The following is an 18,235-nucleotide window of genomic DNA, read 5'->3' as shown; positions in this document are numbered from 1 at the left end:
CGGAGGCGTTGGCGACGGCGTAGTAGAGCAGGACGCCGAAGGAGGAGAAGCCGATGGCGGCGCGCAGATCGGCGGTGGCGGCGGCGAGGGCGACGACGGCGCCGACGGCGATTTCGGCGTGGTGCGGGACGCCGGTGCGCGGATGGACTGCGGCGAGGGTGCGGGGCAGGTGATGGTCGCGGGCCATGGCGAGGGTGGTGCGGGAGACGCCGAGGATCAATGCCAGCAGCGAACCGAGCGCGGCGACCGCGGCACCGGCCCGGACGATGGGGGACAGCCAGTCGGCGCCCGCGGCCTGGACCGCACTCGCCAGCGGCGCGGTGGATTCGGCCAGGCGGTGCGGTCCGAGTGCCAGCAGCGAGGCGACGGCCACGGCCGCGTAGACCACCAAGGTGATACCCAAGGCGATCGGGACGGCGCGCGGAATGGTGCGGGCGGGATCGCGCACCTCCTCGCCGAGGGTGGCGATGCGGGCATAGCCGGCGAATGCGAAGAACAGCAGACCGGCGGCCTGGAGGACGCCGAGCAGCGTGATGTCGGATCCGAATGCCAAGCGGCCGGGATCCGCCTCGGGCGAAGTCGTGGCACTGACGACCACCGCCGCCAGGACCGCGAGGACGACGGCAACGATCACCCTGGTCAGCAGCGCCGACTTCTGGACGCCGAGATAGTTCACCGTCGTCAAGGCGACCACCGCGGCGACCGCCACCGCATGCGCATGACCCGGCCAGAGATACACCCCGACCGTCAACGCCATGGCTGCACACGAGGCGGTCTTGCCGACCACGAAACTCCAGCCCGCCAGATAACCCCAGAACGGGCCGAGCCTTTCGCGGCCGTAGACGTAGGTGCCGCCGGAGTCGGGATAGCGCGCGGCCAGCCGGGCCGAGGACGTCGCATTGCAGTACGCGACCACCGCGGCCACGCCGAGCCCGAGCAGCAGCCCGCTTCCCGCGGCGTTCGCGGCCGGGGCCAACGCGGCGAAAATGCCGGCGCCGAGCATGGCGCCCAGGCCGATCATGACCGCATCGGCGAGGCCCAGGCGTCTGTGCAGTCGTTGCTGGCTCGGCTGGTTCGACGGTTGGCGGGGCACGGCGGCTCCTGGGGCGAGGGTGGAATCCGCCGCTCACCTTATCGGCGAGGGGACGCATGCGCCGGGTGAGAGGTTCGCTGCCGGCCCTGCGGATTCGGAATGTCGGCGCACGACTGCCCGAGCCGTCACACAAGTCTGCATCGTTCGGCGGCGACGAGCCCGATTCGCAGCGTGCGCATCCCACGGACACTGAAGCCGGTGCACGGCAGCCCGGATCGGAGCACTGCGGCCGCCGCGGCGGATGTGGCAGTGACAAAGGAATTCCCCGAATAACAATCCGCTTAATTTGTCGGGCCCCAGCCGTACTGCGACCAGGAGGCAGCACAGCGGCCGATTTTCGCGAATTGCCCATGACATTGTGGGCGCCACGTTAAGCAATTTCTCAGTTTATCCACGGCGCGTCATGGGTAGGCGCCGTAATCGACCCGTGACCTGCGGGTTCCGGTCGTTTGCGCTGATAGGGGGCCTGTATCGGCGCGAGCTGGCTCACGGGATCGCATCGAATGTGGCTTGCGTCACTAACTAGTGATTTTCCGTAACCCATTCCGTGCGCGCCTCGATGGACCGTGTGTCAGCCAGTTCGACTGGAATGAATTCCGACGAGAGGTAATTTCATGATCCCCGTTATCATCGACACCGGTAGCGCCGCTGTGAACGGTCTTTTCGACACCCTGGGTGCGGCCCTGCACGGCCTGGTGAACACCCTGTGGACGGGCTCGTTCGGCGGCTGATCACACGCTGCGGTCGCGGACGCGACCTGACTCCTGCCCCGGCCTTCCTCGTTGTGGCCGGGGCAGGTCCGTGTCCGGGGGAAGAACACCACCGCGGACCGCGGGTCGCCGACTGAGGACGGCCGCCTACCAGGCGGTAGGTCATGCGGAAATCACGCCAACTAAGCTGGTCCCCGGTAACTGCCGACCCCCTTTTCTTCCCCAGGAGTAACCCACAGTGAGCCAAGCAGGCCGTCCTGTAGTTCTGATCGCCGACAAGCTCGCCCAGTCGACCGTCGACGCGCTCGGTGACGGTGTCGAGGTCCGCTGGGTCGACGGTCCCGACCGTCCGGCGCTGCTGGCCGCCGTTCCGGAGGCCGACGCGCTGCTGGTGCGCTCGGCCACCACGGTCGACGCCGAAGTGCTGGAAGCCGGTAAGAACCTGAAGATCGTCGCCCGGGCCGGCGTCGGCCTCGACAACGTCGACGTGCCCGCCGCCACCGAACGCGGCGTCATGGTCGTCAACGCGCCGACCTCCAACATCCACACCGCCGCCGAGCACGCCGTCACGCTGCTGCTCGCCGCGGCCCGTCAGGTGCCCGCCGCCGACGCCACCCTGCGCGAGCGCACCTGGCAGCGCAGCAAGTTCAATGGTGTCGAGATCTTCGGCAAGACCGTCGGCGTCGTGGGCCTCGGCCGCATCGGCCAGCTGTTCGCCGCGCGTCTGGCCGCCTTCGAAACCCACGTCATCGCCTACGACCCCTACGTCTCCCCGGCTCGCGCCGCCCAGCTGGGCATCGAGCTGGTCACCCTGGAGGAGCTGCTCGGCCGCGCCGACCTGATCTCGGTGCACTTGCCGAAGACCCCGGAGACCAAGGGTCTGCTGAGCAAGGAGAAGCTCGCGCTGACCAAGCCGGGCGTCATCATCGTCAACGCCGCCCGCGGTGGTCTGATCGACGAGCAGGCCCTGGCCGACGCCATCAAGTCCGGCCACGTGCGCGCCGCGGGCCTCGACGTCTTCGAGACCGAGCCGTGCACCGACAGCCCGCTGTTCGACCTGCCGCAGGTCGTGGTGACCCCGCACCTGGGCGCCTCCACCACCGAGGCCCAGGACCGCGCGGGCACCGATGTCGCCAAGTCGGTGCTGCTGGCGCTGGCCGGTGAGTTCGTGCCCGGCGCGGTGAACGTCACCGGCGGCGTCGTCGGCGACGAGGTGGCCCCGTGGCTCGACATCGTGCGCAAGCAGGGTGTGCTGCTCGGCGCGCTGGCCGACGAACTGCCGGTGAGCGTGGAGATCCAGGTCCGCGGCGAGCTGGCTGCCAGCGAAGTCGGCGTGCTGGAACTGTCGGCGCTGCGCGGCATCTTCTCCGCACACGTCGAGGACCAGGTCACCTTCGTCAACGCGCCCGCGCTGGCACAGGAGCGTGGGATCAGCACCGAGGTCACCACGGTCTCGGAGAGCCCCAGCCACCGCAGCGTCGTCGACCTGCGCGCGGTGTTCGGCGACGGCCGCACCCTGAACGTGGCCGGCACGCTGACCGAGCCGGCTCAGGTGGAGAAGATCGTCAACATCAACGGCCGCAACTACGACATGCGCGCCGAGGGCCTGAACCTGGCCGTGCTCAACTACGAGGACAAGCCGGGCGCGCTGGGCAAGATCGGCATGAAGCTCGGCGAGGCCGAGATCGACATCCTGGCCGCGCAGCTGACCCAGGACGTCGACAAGGAAGGCGCCACCGTGATGCTGCGGGTCGGCAAGGAAGTGCCCGCCGAGGTGCAGGCCGCGATCGGCGAATCCGTCGGCGCCACCAAGGTCGTTCAGGTCGACCTGTTCTGAGCCTTCGGGTTCACCCCATCCGAATAGCCACCGAGCCCCGTTCCGAATGGAGCGGGGCTCGGTCGTTCGCCGTGCCGCTATCCCACTCTCCGGGAGAGTTCGCCCTGGTCGCGGCCGGGTTCCGGGCACCGGCTATCGTTGCGATGTTCACGGGCGCCATCATCGGAAACGGAGCACTGCTTTCATGAAACTCGCTGTCATCCCGGGCGACGGTATCGGTCCCGAGGTCATCGCCGAAGCCCTCAAGGTGCTCGACGTGGTGTCGCCGGGAGTCGAGAAGACCGAGTACGACCTGGGTGCCAAGCGGTACCACCGCACCGGCGAGATCCTGCCCGAATCGGTGCTGCCGGAACTGAAGCAGCACGACGCGATCCTGCTCGGCGCGATCGGCGACCCGTCGGTGCCCAGCGGCGTGCTCGAGCGCGGCTTGCTGCTGCACACCCGGTTCGCGCTCGACCACCACGTGAACCTGCGGCCGTCGAAGCTGTTCCCCGGCGTCACCAGCCCGCTCGCCGGTAACCCCGACATCGACTTCGTCGTCGTGCGCGAAGGCACCGAGGGCCCCTACACCGGCACCGGCGGCGCGATCCGCGTCGACACGCCCCACGAGGTGGCCACCGAGGTCAGCACCAACACTCGATTCGGCATCGAGCGGGTCGTGCGCTACGCCTTCGCCACCGCACAGCAGCGCCGCAAGCATCTGACCCTGGTGCACAAGACCAATGTGCTGAGCTTCGCCGGATCGCTGTGGCAGCGCACCGTCGACGAGGTGGGCGCCGAATTCGCCGACGTGGAGGTGGCCTACCAGCACATCGACGCCGCCACCATCCATATGGTCAACGATCCGGGCCGCTTCGATGTGATCGTCACCGACAACCTGTTCGGCGACATCATCACCGACCTCGCGGCTGCGGTCAGCGGTGGTATCGGCCTGGCCGCCAGCGGCAATATCGATGCCTCCGGCACCAACCCGAGCATGTTCGAACCGGTGCACGGCAGTGCCCCCGATATCGCCGGGCAGTCCAAGGCCGACCCGACGGCGGCGATCCTGTCGCTGTCGCTGCTGCTGAACCACCTGGGCGACACCGAAGCCGCGGCACGGGTGGAGGCCGCGGTCGCCAAGGATCTGGCCTCGCGCAGCGGTGCGGCCTCGACCGTGGAGATCGGCGACCGGATCGCCGCCTCGGTCTGAGTCCTGGGATCGGCAAGGCCCCGCGCTCTTTTCGAGCGCGGGGCCTTGCCGCTGAGCGGTGACGCTCGCGAGTTCGTCCACCGGGGGTTGTCGCCGGTGGTCTCGTTGCCGCATGGCTCACAGACGTCGCCAGTGCAGCGGAACCAGAGCGGGTCTAGTGGCGCACGAGAATCCGGACGCACGGCTGCCTATGCGGCCGAGACATCGCGGAGCATTCAGCGTGGCGCGGCGTCCTTGGGTACCAACGGGATCGCGATGACGGCGAGCGCGGCGGCCGCCAGATAGGTCGCCGGGAATCCGGCATGGGTGATCAGCGCGCCGAAGACCGGCGGCACGATCGCCAGCACCAGGTTCTGCCCGGTGTTCTGGATGCCGAGTCCGCGCCCACTCCAATACGGACCCGCGATCTCGGCGACCGCAGTGAAGGCGAGGCCGTTGTCGGAGACCGTGACGACCGAGGCGATCACCAGCAGGGGAATGGCCAGCCACCACCACTGTGCCCACGCGGCCAGAGCCAGTGCGGCCATCGTGAGGACCGCGGCGATCGCGACCGAGCGCAGTGGCCCCAACCGGCTACCGACTCGATCCGACCATGCGCCCGCACCGATCCGGCCGGCCGCTCCCAGCAGTTGGGTCGCGGTGACCAGTGCCCCGGCTACCGGTAGCGACCAGCCGATATCGCGATGCAGCCACAGCAAGGCGAAGGTCCACACCGTCGCCTGCGGGAACACCAGCAACACCGAGACCGCGTGGATGCGCAGCAGGGTCGTGCTGCCCCGATAGGGGTTGGCCCGGTCGGCTGCCGAGCCCTTCGGCCGTGGCGGATCGACGATGCCGGCCAGACAGCCCACCGCGGCAACAGCGGCCATCGACGCCGGCACCAGGATCGCCGCGGCCACACCGTGCGCGCCGGCGACCAAGGGAATCGCCACCGCACCGACACCGACGCCCAACGGCTGCGCGGTCTGCCGGATCCCCATGGCCAGTCCGCGCCGGTGCGGCGGGAACCAGCCGACGATCACCCGGCCGCTGGCGCCATTGGTGCTCGCGGCGCCGACGCCGCCGAGGAACAGCAGCACGCCCAGCGCCGGATAGCTCGACGCCGTCGCGGCCGCCGCACCCGCGACGAACATCAGCAGTGGCCCGGCGACCAGCACCTTGCGTTCGCCGATCCGGTCGACCACATACCCCCACGCGATCAATGTGCAGACCAAACCGACGGTTGGCATGGCCACCAGCAGCCCGGCCGTCGCCAACGGCATTCCACGATCGGACAGTGCGGGCAGCAGAAACGGGACGCCATGGACGAACACCGCGCTGGAGGCTTGGGCGAAAACGCCGAGACCGAGCATCGTCCACCGTCGAAACGCGTCGACCTGCGGTGTGGTCGCTGTGGGAGCGTGCACGGACATCGGTTGCCCACCTCTCGAATCTCACTATATGGAATACTGATCTCATGAAGTGAACAGCTGTCGCTACCGTACACCCGGCGCCCGGGGCCGCTGAACCACCGAACGGTGTCTGACGGCTCACATCTGCCCGGGCGAACGCTGGGCAGATGTGAACATGGCCACCTCGGCTACGGTGCTGTCCGCACGCGACGCGGCCCACCCGCCGGGCAGCGCCACCCGCCGCGTTCGAGCAGGTGGAGCCGGGTCGATAGACTCCGACCATGCGTCTAGGTCGAGTTGCCAGTCCGGATGGAGTCGCCTTCGTCAGCATCGAAGGCGACGGTGGCGACAGCGTCGCCAAGGAGATCGCCGAACACCCCTTCGGCACGCCGACGTTCACCGGGCGCAGCTGGCCGCTGGCCGATGTGCGACTGCTCGCTCCGATCCTGGCCAGCAAGGTGATCTGCATCGGCAAGAACTACGCCGCGCACGCCGCCGAAATGGGTGGCGAGGCGCCCGCCGACCCGGTCATCTTCATGAAGCCGAGCACCTCGATCATCGGGCCGAACGCGTCGATCATCCTGCCGCCCAGCTCCTCTCAGGTCGACTACGAGGGCGAACTGGCCATCGTCATCGGCCGCCCGTGCAAGGATGTGCCGGCCGCCCGCGCGCTCGATGTGATCCTCGGCTACACCGTCGCCAACGACGTCACCGCCCGCGATCAGCAGCGCCACGACGGGCAATGGACGCGGGCCAAGGGCTACGACACCTTCTGCCCGCTCGGCCCCTGGATCGAAACCCAGCTCGACCCCTCGGATCTGGAGATCGTCACCGAACTCGACGGCGAGGTGCGCCAGCGCAGCCGCACTTCGCTTCTGCTGCACGATATTCCGAAGCTCATCGAATGGGTGACCACCGTGATGACGCTGCTGCCCGGCGATGTCATCCTGACCGGAACCCCCGAGGGCGTCGGCCCGATGACCGCGGGGCAGAACGTCTCCGTCACTGTGTCCGGCATCGGCACGCTGACCAATCCTGTTGCCGCCAAACGCTGATCGAAAGAGAGCCATGACTGAAGTACGGGTCCGATTCTGCCCGTCGCCCACCGGGACGCCCCACGTCGGCCTGATTCGGACGGCGTTGTTCAACTGGGCCTACGCCCGCCATCACGGTGGCGCTTTCGTCTTCCGGATCGAAGACACCGATGCGGCACGCGATTCGGAAGAGTCCTACCGCGCGATCATCGATGCGCTGCGCTGGCTCGGACTCACCTGGGACGAGGGACCCGAAGTCGGCGGACCGTACGGGCCCTACCGGCAATCCGAGCGCCGTGATCTGCACCTGGACGTGGTGCGGCGATTGCTGGAGGCGGGGGAGGCCTACGAGTCCTTCTCCACCCCCGAAGAAGTCGAGGCGCGCCACCTCGCCGCGGGCCGCGATCCCAAACTCGGCTACGACAACTTCGACCGCGATCTCACCCCCGAGCAGATCGCGGCCTTCCGGGCCGAGGGTCGGGCGCCCGTGGTGCGGTTGCGCATGCCCGACACCGACCTCACCTGGACCGACCTGGTGCGTGGCGAAACCACCTTCAAGGCGGGTACCGTGCCGGACTTCGCGCTGACCCGCGGTAACGGCGCCCCGCTCTACACCCTGGTCAATCCGGTCGACGACGCGATGATGCGCATCACCCACGTGCTGCGCGGTGAGGACCTGCTCTCCTCGACGCCGCGCCAGCTCGCGCTCTATGCCGCGTTGCAGCGGATCGGGGTCGCGGAATTCACCCCGGAGTTCGGTCATCTGCCATTCGTGATGGGTCCGGGAAACAAGAAACTGTCCAAACGCGATCCCGAGTCGGACCTGTTCGCTCACCGCGACCGTGGCTTCATCCCCGAGGGTTTGCTGAATTATCTGGCGTTGCTCGGCTGGAGCATCGCCGATGATCACGACGTGTTCTCGATGTCGGACATGGTCGCCGCCTTCGACATTTCGAAAGTGAATTCGAATCCGGCCCGTTTCGACCAGAAGAAGGCCGACGCGCTCAACGCCGAGCACATCCGTTTGCTGGACGTGGGCGATTTCACTCACCGTTTGCGCGAGTACCTTACCGAACACGGGCATATCGGCGCCGAAATCGACGAAAAGACGTTTGCCGCCGCCGCCGAACTGGTGCAGACCAGGATTGTCGTACTGGCCGACGCGTGGGATCTGCTGCGATTCCTGTTCGCACCCGACGAACAGTTCGCCATCGACCCCGCCGCGGCCGCCAAGAATCTCGGCGCCGACGCGGCACCGGTCGTGGACGCTGCCATTGCCGCACTGGACTCGCTGACCACGTGGACCACCTCCGCTATCGAGGAGGCGCTGAAAACCGCGCTGATCGACGATATGGGGCTCAAACCGCGTAAAGCCTTCGCGCCGGTACGCGTCGCAGTGACGGGTTCGCACATCAGCCCGCCGCTCTACGAATCGCTGGAATTGCTCGGCCGTGACCGCACCATGGCCCGGCTGCGGGCGGCGCGGGCGCAGACCCAGGCCGGCTGAGCCGGAGCCCAAGCAGTGGGCGGCTGCGCGCGCAACAGCCGTCCACTGCTCGAAAATGCGGCTTTGACCAGGCGATTTGTAGTCACCCGGCACTCGTTTGGTACTCTTCTTCTCGGCCGGAACACGGCCTCGGAGTCACCCAGACACGAGGTCGAACGCACTGGTCATTGGGGTATGGTGTAATTGGCAACACAGCTGATTCTGGTTCAGCCATTCTAGGTTCGAGTCCTGGTACCCCAGCGGAGAAAGCTCCAGCTTCGACTCACGCCCCACAGGGTTAGAGAAGAATCCTCTCGCGACGGCGAGCAGGTCCGCCGGACGCTCATCCAGGCGATTTGGTCGCCACGCCTCGGCCGGTTAAGCTTGCCGAGCCTGATCGAGAGATCAGACCGATCGAAAGATCACCCGGATACACCTCAGCCAGAGGTTGATCCAAGTCCTGGCCCCGTCGTCTAGCGGCCTAGGACGCCGCCCTCTCAAGGCGGTAGCGCGGGTTCGAATCCCGTCGGGGCTACGCAGAATGGAAGGCTCACGCTCACAAAGAGCGTGAGCCTTTTCTGCTTCGCGTGTTTTGTGGGGGTGCAACCCCCACGCCCCGCCCGGAGGGCTTCGCCCCCGGACCCCTTACTGACCCCCTCCCGGGGTGGTGCCTGCCTCGCCGACCGGCCTGGTTGGTTCCCCTACCAGGCCGGCGGCTGGTTTCCTATCCGCTCTTGCGGCGGAACTCGCGTTTGTGGCTGGCGTTGCCGTGGGGGGCGGTTGCCTTGGAGTGGCCGTCCAGGTGGGCGGCGGACTGGGCGTGATGCTCGTTCTTGCGTTCCAGTGCCTCCCGGAATTTGCGCTTCACTTCGTCGGCGCTGCTATGGGAACCACTCGATTCCGACATGGTGTGCTCCTTGTGGTCGGGCCGAGGCCGCGCCCGGCGAGCGGTGCGGTGCCCGGCCGAAACGTCTCGAACATCTCGACGCTAGCCCGCCGCGGCGGTCCTGTCAGGTGGATTAACCCGTTGCCCGAACGAGTCAGCGCACCGATTCAGTCATCCAGCGCGTGCGCGGTGGTTCCGCCGAGGGGCATTTCGGGCAGGCCGAGCTTGCGGTGATCCCAGCTACGGATACGGTCGGCGACCACACGCACCGCCACCCGCTTGTTGAGCATCGTCTCCACGAACGGGCGCATCTCCTCGCTGTACGGGCCCGTATAACGCTCCCAGACGCTCACACCGACCGCGAACAGCTTCTCCGGATCATCGATGATCTCCGCACGGCCCTCGATCGACACACCGCGCAACGTGTCATAGGTCTGGCCGGCCTCCACCATGCAGGTCACCCGCGGATCGCGGCGCATGTTCACCGCCTTCTGCGACTTGGCTTTGGTCTCGAACCACAACTCCGGCAGGCCGCCGTCGGGGGCATCGATCAGCGCGTACCACATCGCGGTCAGATGTGGTGCGCCGCTCGCGCCGAGGGTGGCGAGTGTGGCGACGCGGCTGCGCGTCAAGAAATCGGTGATCTCGCTGTCGGACATGACGATCTGCGACCGTTGGTTGACTCCCATGGCACGACTGTAGTGAGGGCGGGTGCCCTCGGGTAGGGCGGAGCCGTGCCCGCGGTGCTCGATCCGGGTCAGAGCCGCTTGTGCAGGGCGTCGGCCGCGGCCACCAGATCCGCCGCCCAGCGGGCGCCCGGCCTGCGTCCCATGCGATCGATCGGCCCGGATACCGACACCGCGGCCACCACGGCCCCGCCGGGATCGCGCACCGGCGCCGACACACTGGCCACCCCGCTGGCCCGTTCGGCCGCGCTCTGCGCCCAGCCGCGCTTGCGGACCTCGGCCAGCGCGCGTTCGCTGTAGACGGCGTCGGCGAGGATGGATCGTTGTAGTTCCGGATCCGCCCACGCGACCAGAACCTTCGCCGCCGAACCGGCGGTGAGCGGTAGCCGGGCGCCGATGGGAACGGTGTCGCGCAGGCCGGCCGGCGGCTCCAGTGCGGCGACGCACACCCGGGCATTGCCATCGCGGCAGTACAGTTGCACGCTCTCGCCGGTGATCTCGCGCAACCGCGGCAGGATGGCCGAGGCGGCGTCGTGCAGCGGATCGCTGGCGCCCGCGGCCAGCTCGGCCAGCGCCGGACCGGCCCGCCAGGAACCGCTGTTGTCCCTGCTCAGCAGTCGGTGCACCTCCAGGCCGACGGCCAGCCGGTGGGCGGTGGCGCGGGGCAGTCCGGTGCGTTCGCACAGTTCGTTGAGGCCGCACGGTTGCTCGGCCACCGCATACAACACGGCCACCGCTTTGTCCAGGACGCCGATACCGCTATGCTGTCTCATAGAACGATATTAGCGTCTCGCATGCTGAGATTCCTAGCCTCGGGTTCCAGGTACCGGGATTCCCGGGGATCTCGGGATCGCCGAATGCGAATTTCCCTCATGTCGCGCATCCGCCGCCGACAGCCCAGAGCGGCGCTCCGGATGCCAGCCCGAAAGGTGATCGATACATGGCACGCACGCTGGCCGAGAAGGTATGGGAACAGCACGTCGTCGCCCGTGGTGAAGGTGAAGGCGCCGCGCGTGAACCCGACCTGATCTACATCGACCTGCACCTGGTGCACGAAGTCACCAGCCCGCAGGCTTTCGACGGACTGCGCGCAGCAGGACGCCAGGTGCGCAGGCCCGACCTCACCATCGCGACCGAGGACCACAACGTCCCGACCATCGATATCGATAAACCGATCGCCGATCCGGTCTCGCGCACCCAGGTGGAAACACTGCGGCGTAATTGCGCGGAATTCGGGGTACGCCTGCATCCGATGGGCGATCTCGATCAAGGCATCGTGCACGTGGTCGGCCCGCAGCTGGGATTGACCCAGCCGGGAATGACGGTGGTGTGCGGCGACAGCCATACCTCCACCCACGGTGCTTTCGGTGCGCTGGCCATGGGAATCGGCACCAGCGAGGTCGAACATGTGCTGGCCACCCAGACATTGTCGCTGCGGCCGTTCAAAACGATGGCCATCACCGTCGACGGCACGCTGGCGCCCGGCGTGACGAGCAAGGACCTGATCCTGGCCGTGATCGCGCAGATCGGCACCGGCGGTGGCCAGGGCTATGTGCTGGAATATCGCGGCGAGGCCATCAGGAACATGTCGATGGAAGCCCGGATGACCATCTGCAACATGTCCATCGAGGCGGGCGCACGGGCCGGCATGATCGCTCCGGACGAGACGACCTACGAATTCCTCAAAGGCCGCCCGCACGCGCCGCAGGGGGCCGACTGGGACGCCGCGGTGGCCGCCTGGGAGGCGCTGAAGACCGACGAGGACGCGGTTTTCGACGCCGAGGTGCACATCGACGCCGCCACGCTGACCCCGTTCGTCACCTGGGGCACCAACCCCGGTCAGGGCGCGCCACTGGGCGACCGGGTTCCCGACCCCGCCCAGATCGCCGATGAATCGGCCCGTGAGTCCGCGGAGAAGGCACTCCGATACATGGATTTGGCTCCGGGTACCCCGCTTCGTGAGGTCGCCATCGACACCGTTTTCGTCGGATCCTGCACCAACGGCCGGATCGAGGATTTGCGGGCGGTGGCCGAGGTTTTGAAGGGCCGTAAGGTGGCCGACGGCGTCCGAATGATGGTCGTACCGGGTTCTATGCGGGTGCGAGCGCAGGCGGAAAAAGAAGGACTCGGCGAGATTTTCACCGCCGCCGGCGCGGAATGGCGCCAGGCCGGATGTTCGATGTGCCTGGGAATGAATCCCGATCAGCTCGCACCCGGCCAGCGCTGCGCGTCGACCTCGAACCGGAACTTCGAGGGCAGGCAGGGTAAGGGCGGCCGGACCCACCTGGTGTCGCCGCTGGTCGCCGCCGCCACGGCGGTGCGCGGAACGCTGTCCTCGCCTGCGGATCTGGACTGACCCGCCAGTAAGTCGCCCCCGTCGAAGCCGAATCAGACTCAGGAGAATCAGATGCAAGCCTTCACCGTGCACAAGGGGATCGGGGTTCCGCTGCGCCGATCCAATGTCGATACCGATCAGATCATCCCGGCGGTCTATCTGAAGCGGGTCAGCCGAACCGGATTCGAGGACGGACTCTTCGCGGCCTGGCGAACGGATCCGGACTTCATTCTGAACACCGAACCCTTCAATCGGGGCAGTGTGCTGGTTGCCGGCCCGGATTTCGGTACCGGATCCTCCCGTGAGCACGCGGTATGGGCGCTGTCGGACTACGGCTTTCGAGTGGTCATCTCCTCCCGTTTCGCCGACATCTTCCGCGGCAATGCGGGCAAGGGCGGTCTGCTGGCCGCGCAGATGTCACAGAACGATGTCGAAATGCTCTGGAAGTTGCTCGAGGAACAGCCCGGACTGGAATTGGTTGTGGACCTCGAGGCGCGCACGGTGACGGCAGGAACCATCGTGTTGCCGTTCGATATTGATGACTACACCAGGTGGCGTCTGCTGGAAGGTTTGGACGACATCGGGCTGACGCTGCGGCGCAGCGAGCAGATCGCCGAGTTCGAAAAGGCAAGGCCAAGTTGGAAACCCACAACCCTTCCGGCGCATATTTCGCAGACGTAATCACCTGCGGCGGTTAGCTGGGCGCCGACCGGGGCGGTAGCTGTACGTGTGCTAAACCACATGAATTTTGGCGTGGCACATAGACTCTTGCCCAAAGTGGGTTTACCGTGGTACCTAGTCGGTCCGACGACGGGCCATTAGTCTGCGGAGGATTCAATGAACAAGGCGGAACTGATCGACGTTCTGACCGAAAAGTTGGGTACTGACAGGCGCACGGCCACCGCGGCAGTCGAGCATGTGGTCGACACCATCGTGCGCGCGGTGCACAAAGGTCAAAGCGTCACCATCACCGGATTCGGAGTATTCGAACAGCGCAAGCGCGCGGCCCGTGTCGCGCGGAACCCGCGCACCGGCGAAACCGTCAAGGTGAAGCCCACTTCGGTGCCCGCGTTCCGTCCCGGTGCCCAGTTCAAGGCCGTCATTGCCGGAAAGCAAAAGCTGGCGGCTACCGGGCCCGCGGTGAAACGCGGTGTGAATGCGCCGGTCGCGGCCAAGAAAACGGCTGCGAAGAAGACCGCTGCCAAGAAGACCGCGGCCAAGAAGGCGGCCACCAAGGCGCCGGCGAAGACCACGGCTCGTAAGGCAGCCACCAAGGCGCCGGCCAAGACCACCGCGCGCAAGACAACGGCCACGAAGACGGCCGCGAAGAAGGCACCCGCCGCCAAGAAGACCACAACGGCGGCCAAGAAGGCGCCGGCCAAGAAGACGACGGTCGCGAAGAAGACCGCCGCCAAGAAGGCTCCCGCCGCCAAGAAGACGACGACGGCGGCCAAGAAGACCACCGCCAAGAAGACCGCGGCGAAGAAGGCTCCGGCCCGCCGCGCACGCTGATCCGACGTCAGGCGCGTAACTCAGCCCGTCGCGCGCGGACGCCAGTCCACCGGGTGGATACCTCCACCCGCGTTACCGAACGCGAAACGGCCCCGGGAGATCCCCGGGGCCGTTCGTCGTGTCCCGCACCGGCCGTGTGGCTCATTCGGGGGCGCTTGGCCCCACATCGATCGACAGTGACCGGTCGAGGTGATCGGCGGCCACCAGCCGGCGATCGACGAACGACAGGACCCACACGCTGCCCTTGCGATTGCGGGCCGGTGGCAGCGTCACACCGTCGCGTTCGGCCCACCAGCTCATCAGATCCGGAATGACCGCCCCCTGGCTGCACAGCACCCGCACGGCGGTATCGGAGACCAGCTCGCGGGCCCGTTCACGCGCCTGGTCCGGCGCGGCAGCATAACCGGATTCCGACAGCAGCGGTTCGATTCCGATCTCCACGCCCAATTTCTCGGCCAGCGGCTGCATCGTCTGCACGCAGCGCAATGGATCGGCGGAATAGATCTCATCGGCACCGAATGCGAGCAAATTCGGCACGAGAGCCTGCGATTGTTTGCGTCCGGCCCGTTCGAGCGGTCGTTGATCGTCGGGACCGTTGAACCGGTCGCGGCGCCCGGCTTTCGCGTGCCGGACCAGCAGTAGCGTGCTCGTTGCCGCGGGTAGCCGGGTGAATGCGCGCACGACCTGCCGATCCATCGGATACGACAGCTCATCCATCACCTGATCCAGCCGCAGCCAGACCAACTCGTCGACCTCGGCATTGGCGTCGAAGGCGCCGGCGATCACCTCGGCGGCCCAGTAATAGACCCGCTTGAGCTTGCGATGCCCTGGTACCGGATAGGTGACGTGGCCGAGATAGCGGCCCAAGCGGCAGCGCAGCCCCGTCTCCTCGGCGACTTCACGCACCGCGGCGAGCACCGGAGTCTCGCCGGGATCGAGTTTGCCTTTCGGTAGCGACCAATCCTGATATTTGGGGCGGTGGATCACCGCGATCTCGACCGCACCGGATCCGTCGGGCGCGTGACGCCAGACGACGGCACCGGCGGCGTGGATATTGGCCTGCATCCGGGAATCCCGGAACAACCCACCATTGGTGGCGAAACCGGTCGTCGCGCTCACTGCTGATCCGGCCGCCGCAATCGCATCAGATACGCCTGGTGATCGCGGACCTGCGCCCCGTCGGTGCCGCTGCGCTCGGGCCAGGCCTGCCAGCTGCCATCCGGTTGCAACACCCAGCACCTGGTCATCGGATCGAGCGCCGAGTCGAACACCGAACCGAGCCGGTCGCGCAGTTTCGGATCCTTCACCTGTGCCATGACTTCCACCCGGCGGTCCAGATTGCGGTGCATCATGTCGGCGCTGCCGATCCAGTACTCGTCCTGGGCCTGGAAATGCATGATCCGGGAATGCTCGAGGAACCGGCCGAGAATCGAACGCACCTCGATGTTGTCGCTCATTCCCGGCACACCGGGGCGCAGCCCGCAGATTCCGCGCACCACGACCTGCACCGGCACCCCGGCCTGCGATGCGCGATACAGCGCGTCGATGACCTGTTCGTCGACGATCGCATTGGCCTTCAGTCGGATTCGACCGGGCTGCCCGCTGTTGGCCAGTTCGATCTCACGCTGGATCCGTTCGATGATTCCGGCGCGCACACCCGTCGGCGCGACGAGAATATTGCGGTAATCGGACTTGCGCGAATAGCCGGTCAGCGAGTTGAACAGATCGGTCAGGTCGGCGCCGATTTCCGGTGCGGCGGTGAGCAACCCGACGTCCTCGTAGAGCCTGGCGGTCTTCGGGTTGTAGTTGCCGGTGCCGATATGGCAGTAGCGGCGGATGGTTGCGCCTTCCCGGCGGACCACCAGGCAGGTCTTGCAATGGGTCTTGAGGCCGATGAGGCCGTAGACCACGTGCACGCCGGCCTGCTCCAGCGTCCTGGCCCATTTGATGTTGGCCTGCTCGTCGAAGCGGGCCTTGATCTCGACCAGAGCGACGACCTGCTTGCCTGCCTCGGCGGCGTCGATGAGCGCGTTGACGATCGGCGAATCGCCGGAGGTGCGGTAGAGGGTCTGCTTGATCGCCAGCACCTGCGGGTCGGCGGCGGCCTGTTCGATGAACCGCTGCACGCTGGTGGAGAACGAATCGTAGGGGTGGTGTACCAGCACGTCGCCTTCGCGCAGGGCGGCGAAGACATTGCGCGGGGTCTCCCGCTCGCCGAACGCGGGCGGGGTGGCGGGCACATAGGGCGCGTCCTTGAGGCCGGGCCGATCCACCCCGTACACCTGCCACAGGCACGACAGATCCAGCAACCCCGGCACCTGGATGACGTCGCCGGGGTCGACCTCCAATTCGCGCAGCAGCAGCTCGAGCATGTGCTCGGTCATGTCGTCGGAGACCTCGAGCCGCACCGGCGAACCGAACCGGCGCCGGGCCAGTTCTCGTTCGAGGGCTTGTAGCAGGTCTTCGTCGCGATCCTCGTCGACCTCGAAGTCGGCGTTGCGGGTGATGCGGAACGAGTGGTGCTCGACCACCCGCATCCCCGGGAACAGCTGATCGAGGTGCGCGGCGATGAGCGCCTCCATCGGCAGGAACGCTGCCACCGCACCGGAACCGGAATCGGTGCGGCGCACCCGCACGAACCGGTCGACATTGTCGGGGACCTTGACGCGGGCGAAATGCTCACCGCCGGTGGTCGCGTCCTGCACCGTCACCGCGAGGTTGAGGCTCAGCCCGCTGATGTAGGGGAACGGGTGCGCCGGGTCCACCGCGAGCGGGGTGAGGACGGGGAACACCTGATCCTGGAAGTGCGCGGACAGCCTGTGGCGTTCGGCCTCGTCGAGATCGGACCAATCGATGATCGCGATGCCCTCGGCGGTGAGCGCGGGCAGCACGTCGTCGAGGAAGACGCGAGCGTGGCGGTCGGCGATCTCCTGGGCCCTGGCCGCGATCAACTCCAGCTGTTCACTGGGGGAGCGGCCGTCGGCCGAGCGCACCGAAAGCCCGGTCTCGGCACGGCGTTTGAGGCCCGCGACCCGCACCATGTAGAACTCGTCGAGGTTGGAGGCGAAGATGGCCAGGAATTTCGCGCGCTCCAGCAACGGCAGCGAGGCGTCCTCGGCGAGGGCCAGCACCCTGGCGTTGAAGTCCAGCCAGCTCAATTCGCGATTGAGGTAGCGATCGGCCGGCAACCGCTGGGCCGGCGAACCGGGCTGCAAGGGTGCCGCCGCGGGCGGTGGAGTAGGAAGCACCTGCTGCTGCTTGACGGTTTCGGTATCGCTCACGCCAACGATCATCCCTTACAAACCGGGCGGTGTGCAGCCTGACACCGTGATTGCCACGCGAATCACCCCGCCGTGGCGACCGGCTAGCACACGTGCGGGACCGGCGCGTGAACACGGCCGGACCAGCCGATGTCGTGCAGCACCGAGCCGGTCGCGGCGCCGGTGCCGAGAGCGATGGCGCGGTCGAGATCGGCGGCGGTGTCGACGTCCAGACGCAGGCCCGGCCAATCACCGTCGAGCCGCACCGCGCCCGCGGCGATATGCCGGTGCGCCGACCCCGGGCCGAAAGCCGGATCGAGCGACACGGCGGCGCGAGCCAGCAAGGCGGCGGTGCCGGTGCCAGCGTGATCGACCACCACCGAGCGGGCGTCGCGAGGTGCGCGGGCGAGCATGTCGGCGAGTTCGCCGGGGCGCAGCGCGGGCAGATCCGCCTGCAAGGCCAGCAGATCGACCGGGCCGTGCCGATGCCGCAGCGCATCGCCCGCCGCACGCAAGGCCGAGTTGAGCCCGTCGGGATCGTCGGGACCGCCGGAGCCGGGCATGGGTTCGGGGTGCACGAGCGCGCCGAGCCTGCCCGCCCGGTCGGCGACGGCCGGATCCGGGGTGACCACGGTGATCGAGGAGAGCTGTGCGACCGCCGTCGCCGCGCGCACGGTGTCGGTGAACATGGCCAGCACCAGACCCGCGCGTTCGCGCGGCGGCAGGCGATCGGCCAGGCGGGACTTGGCACGATCGAGACTCTTCACCGCGATCACGGCGTGCACGGTGTGCGAACGCATGGCCCCGATCTTT

15 protein-coding genes and 2 tRNA genes are annotated in these 18,235 nt (G+C 67.4%); 9 read left to right on the top strand and 8 right to left on the bottom strand.

The annotated features are described in order from the left end of the window. On the bottom strand, positions 1-1,021 hold a 1,021-nt coding region (locus tag RJ05_RS17225), incomplete at its 3' end, for an APC family permease (RefSeq protein ID WP_255220943.1). 1,020 nt (positions 1,022-2,041) lie between these two features. Here RJ05_RS17225 and serA point away from each other — a divergent pair. After that, positions 2,042-3,640: a phosphoglycerate dehydrogenase gene (gene serA / locus RJ05_RS17220; RefSeq protein WP_036538467.1), complete on the top strand. Its 1,599-nt coding sequence runs from the start codon at positions 2,042-2,044 to the stop codon at positions 3,638-3,640. A gap of 184 nt (positions 3,641-3,824) precedes the next feature. Beyond that, the gene (locus RJ05_RS17215) at positions 3,825-4,832 is read left to right on the top strand and encodes a 3-isopropylmalate dehydrogenase (RefSeq protein ID WP_036538465.1); all 1,008 of its coding nucleotides are present in this window, start codon (positions 3,825-3,827) and stop codon (positions 4,830-4,832) included. A 215-nt stretch (positions 4,833-5,047) separates the two neighbouring features. On the opposite strand, the gene RJ05_RS17210 is transcribed toward RJ05_RS17215, so the two are convergent. Continuing rightward, on the bottom strand, positions 5,048-6,244 hold the full coding sequence (locus RJ05_RS17210; protein ID WP_181062330.1) for an MFS transporter: 1,197 nt from the start codon (positions 6,242-6,244) through the stop codon (positions 5,048-5,050). 260 nt (positions 6,245-6,504) lie between these two features. On the opposite strand from RJ05_RS17210, the gene RJ05_RS17205 reads away from it, so the two are divergent. From RJ05_RS17205 to RJ05_RS17190, 4 genes are all read left to right on the top strand, one after another. Further along, positions 6,505-7,278, top strand: a complete 774-nt coding sequence (locus tag RJ05_RS17205; RefSeq protein WP_036538463.1) for a fumarylacetoacetate hydrolase family protein — start codon at positions 6,505-6,507, stop codon at positions 7,276-7,278. A 13-nt stretch (positions 7,279-7,291) separates the two neighbouring features. Then, positions 7,292-8,764, top strand: coding sequence for a glutamate--tRNA ligase (gene gltX / locus RJ05_RS17200; RefSeq protein ID WP_036538462.1), 1,473 nt, complete (start codon positions 7,292-7,294; stop codon positions 8,762-8,764). A 168-nt stretch (positions 8,765-8,932) separates the two neighbouring features. Then, positions 8,933-9,004: transfer RNA gene (locus RJ05_RS17195), tRNA-Gln, on the top strand. A 201-nt stretch (positions 9,005-9,205) separates the two neighbouring features. After that, positions 9,206-9,278: transfer RNA gene (locus RJ05_RS17190), tRNA-Glu, on the top strand. 189 nt (positions 9,279-9,467) lie between these two features. Here RJ05_RS17190 and RJ05_RS17185 read toward each other — a convergent pair. The 3 genes from RJ05_RS17185 to RJ05_RS17175 all read right to left on the bottom strand — a co-directional run bounded on the left by RJ05_RS17185 (position 9,468) and on the right by RJ05_RS17175 (position 11,088). Then, positions 9,468-9,650 (bottom strand): DUF5302 domain-containing protein, encoded by a 183-nt coding sequence (locus RJ05_RS17185; RefSeq protein WP_036538461.1) that lies wholly within the window; start codon positions 9,648-9,650, stop codon positions 9,468-9,470. Positions 9,651-9,796: 146 nt separating this feature from the next. After that, complete coding sequence (locus tag RJ05_RS17180) at positions 9,797-10,318, bottom strand: pyridoxamine 5'-phosphate oxidase family protein (protein ID WP_036538459.1); 522 nt, start codon at positions 10,316-10,318, stop codon at positions 9,797-9,799. 68 nt (positions 10,319-10,386) lie between these two features. Next, the gene (locus RJ05_RS17175; protein ID WP_036538457.1) at positions 10,387-11,088 is read right to left on the bottom strand and encodes an IclR family transcriptional regulator; all 702 of its coding nucleotides are present in this window, start codon (positions 11,086-11,088) and stop codon (positions 10,387-10,389) included. Between the two features lie 167 nt (positions 11,089-11,255). Between RJ05_RS17175 and leuC the strand changes: the two genes are divergently transcribed. The 3 genes from leuC (at position 11,256) to RJ05_RS17160 (ending at position 14,162) form a co-directional block, all read left to right on the top strand. Then, the gene (gene leuC, locus RJ05_RS17170; protein ID WP_036538455.1) at positions 11,256-12,671 is read left to right on the top strand and encodes a 3-isopropylmalate dehydratase large subunit; all 1,416 of its coding nucleotides are present in this window, start codon (positions 11,256-11,258) and stop codon (positions 12,669-12,671) included. Positions 12,672-12,722: 51 nt separating this feature from the next. Further along, entirely contained in the window at positions 12,723-13,331 is a 609-nt protein-coding gene (gene leuD / locus RJ05_RS17165; protein WP_036538454.1) for a 3-isopropylmalate dehydratase small subunit, read from the top strand. Between the two features lie 156 nt (positions 13,332-13,487). Further along, positions 13,488-14,162 (top strand): HU family DNA-binding protein, encoded by a 675-nt coding sequence (locus RJ05_RS17160; protein ID WP_036538453.1) that lies wholly within the window; start codon positions 13,488-13,490, stop codon positions 14,160-14,162. A gap of 141 nt (positions 14,163-14,303) precedes the next feature. Here RJ05_RS17160 and RJ05_RS17155 read toward each other — a convergent pair whose 3' ends face one another. The 3 genes from RJ05_RS17155 to cofC all read right to left on the bottom strand — a co-directional run bounded on the left by RJ05_RS17155 (position 14,304) and on the right by cofC (position 18,222). Beyond that, the gene (locus tag RJ05_RS17155) at positions 14,304-15,227 is read right to left on the bottom strand and encodes an NUDIX hydrolase (protein WP_036538474.1); all 924 of its coding nucleotides are present in this window, start codon (positions 15,225-15,227) and stop codon (positions 14,304-14,306) included. Between the two features lie 50 nt (positions 15,228-15,277). After that, entirely contained in the window at positions 15,278-17,455 is a 2,178-nt protein-coding gene (locus RJ05_RS17150) for an RNA degradosome polyphosphate kinase (protein WP_036538451.1), read from the bottom strand. 71 nt (positions 17,456-17,526) lie between these two features. Next, positions 17,527-18,222 carry a 2-phospho-L-lactate guanylyltransferase gene (cofC, locus tag RJ05_RS17145; RefSeq protein WP_036538450.1) on the bottom strand — a complete coding sequence of 232 codons (696 nt, stop codon included), beginning with the start codon at positions 18,220-18,222 and terminating at the stop codon, positions 17,527-17,529. Positions 18,223-18,235: the final 13 nt, after the last annotated feature.

The organism is Nocardia cyriacigeorgica NBRC 100375 (genome assembly GCF_000308555.1).
GTDB lineage: Bacteria > Actinomycetota > Actinomycetes > Mycobacteriales > Mycobacteriaceae > Nocardia > Nocardia cyriacigeorgica.
The sequence above is the reverse complement of the archived record's forward strand: the minus strand, read 5'-3'. Positions and strand labels throughout refer to the sequence as shown.

Excerpts from the sequence above, each read along its gene's own strand:
- RJ05_RS17215 (WP_036538465.1), top strand. The coding sequence starts at position 3,825 with ATGAAACTCGCTGTCATCCCGGGCGACGGTATCGGTCCCGAGGTCATC.
- RJ05_RS17210 (WP_181062330.1), bottom strand. The coding sequence starts at position 6,244 with ATGTCCGTGCACGCTCCCACAGCGACCACACCGCAGGTCGACGCGTTT.
- RJ05_RS17205 (WP_036538463.1), top strand. The coding sequence starts at position 6,505 with ATGCGTCTAGGTCGAGTTGCCAGTCCGGATGGAGTCGCCTTCGTCAGC.
- gltX (WP_036538462.1), top strand. The coding sequence starts at position 7,292 with ATGACTGAAGTACGGGTCCGATTCTGCCCGTCGCCCACCGGGACGCCC.
- RJ05_RS17185 (WP_036538461.1), bottom strand. The coding sequence starts at position 9,650 with ATGTCGGAATCGAGTGGTTCCCATAGCAGCGCCGACGAAGTGAAGCGC.
- RJ05_RS17180 (WP_036538459.1), bottom strand. The coding sequence starts at position 10,318 with ATGGGAGTCAACCAACGGTCGCAGATCGTCATGTCCGACAGCGAGATC.
- RJ05_RS17175 (WP_036538457.1), bottom strand. The coding sequence starts at position 11,088 with ATGAGACAGCATAGCGGTATCGGCGTCCTGGACAAAGCGGTGGCCGTG.
- leuC (WP_036538455.1), top strand. The coding sequence starts at position 11,256 with ATGGCACGCACGCTGGCCGAGAAGGTATGGGAACAGCACGTCGTCGCC.
- leuD (WP_036538454.1), top strand. The coding sequence starts at position 12,723 with ATGCAAGCCTTCACCGTGCACAAGGGGATCGGGGTTCCGCTGCGCCGA.
- RJ05_RS17160 (WP_036538453.1), top strand. The coding sequence starts at position 13,488 with ATGAACAAGGCGGAACTGATCGACGTTCTGACCGAAAAGTTGGGTACT.
- RJ05_RS17155 (WP_036538474.1), bottom strand. The coding sequence starts at position 15,227 with ATGCAGGCCAATATCCACGCCGCCGGTGCCGTCGTCTGGCGTCACGCG.
- RJ05_RS17150 (WP_036538451.1), bottom strand. The coding sequence starts at position 17,455 with ATGATCGTTGGCGTGAGCGATACCGAAACCGTCAAGCAGCAGCAGGTG.
- cofC (WP_036538450.1), bottom strand. The coding sequence starts at position 18,222 with ATGCGTTCGCACACCGTGCACGCCGTGATCGCGGTGAAGAGTCTCGAT.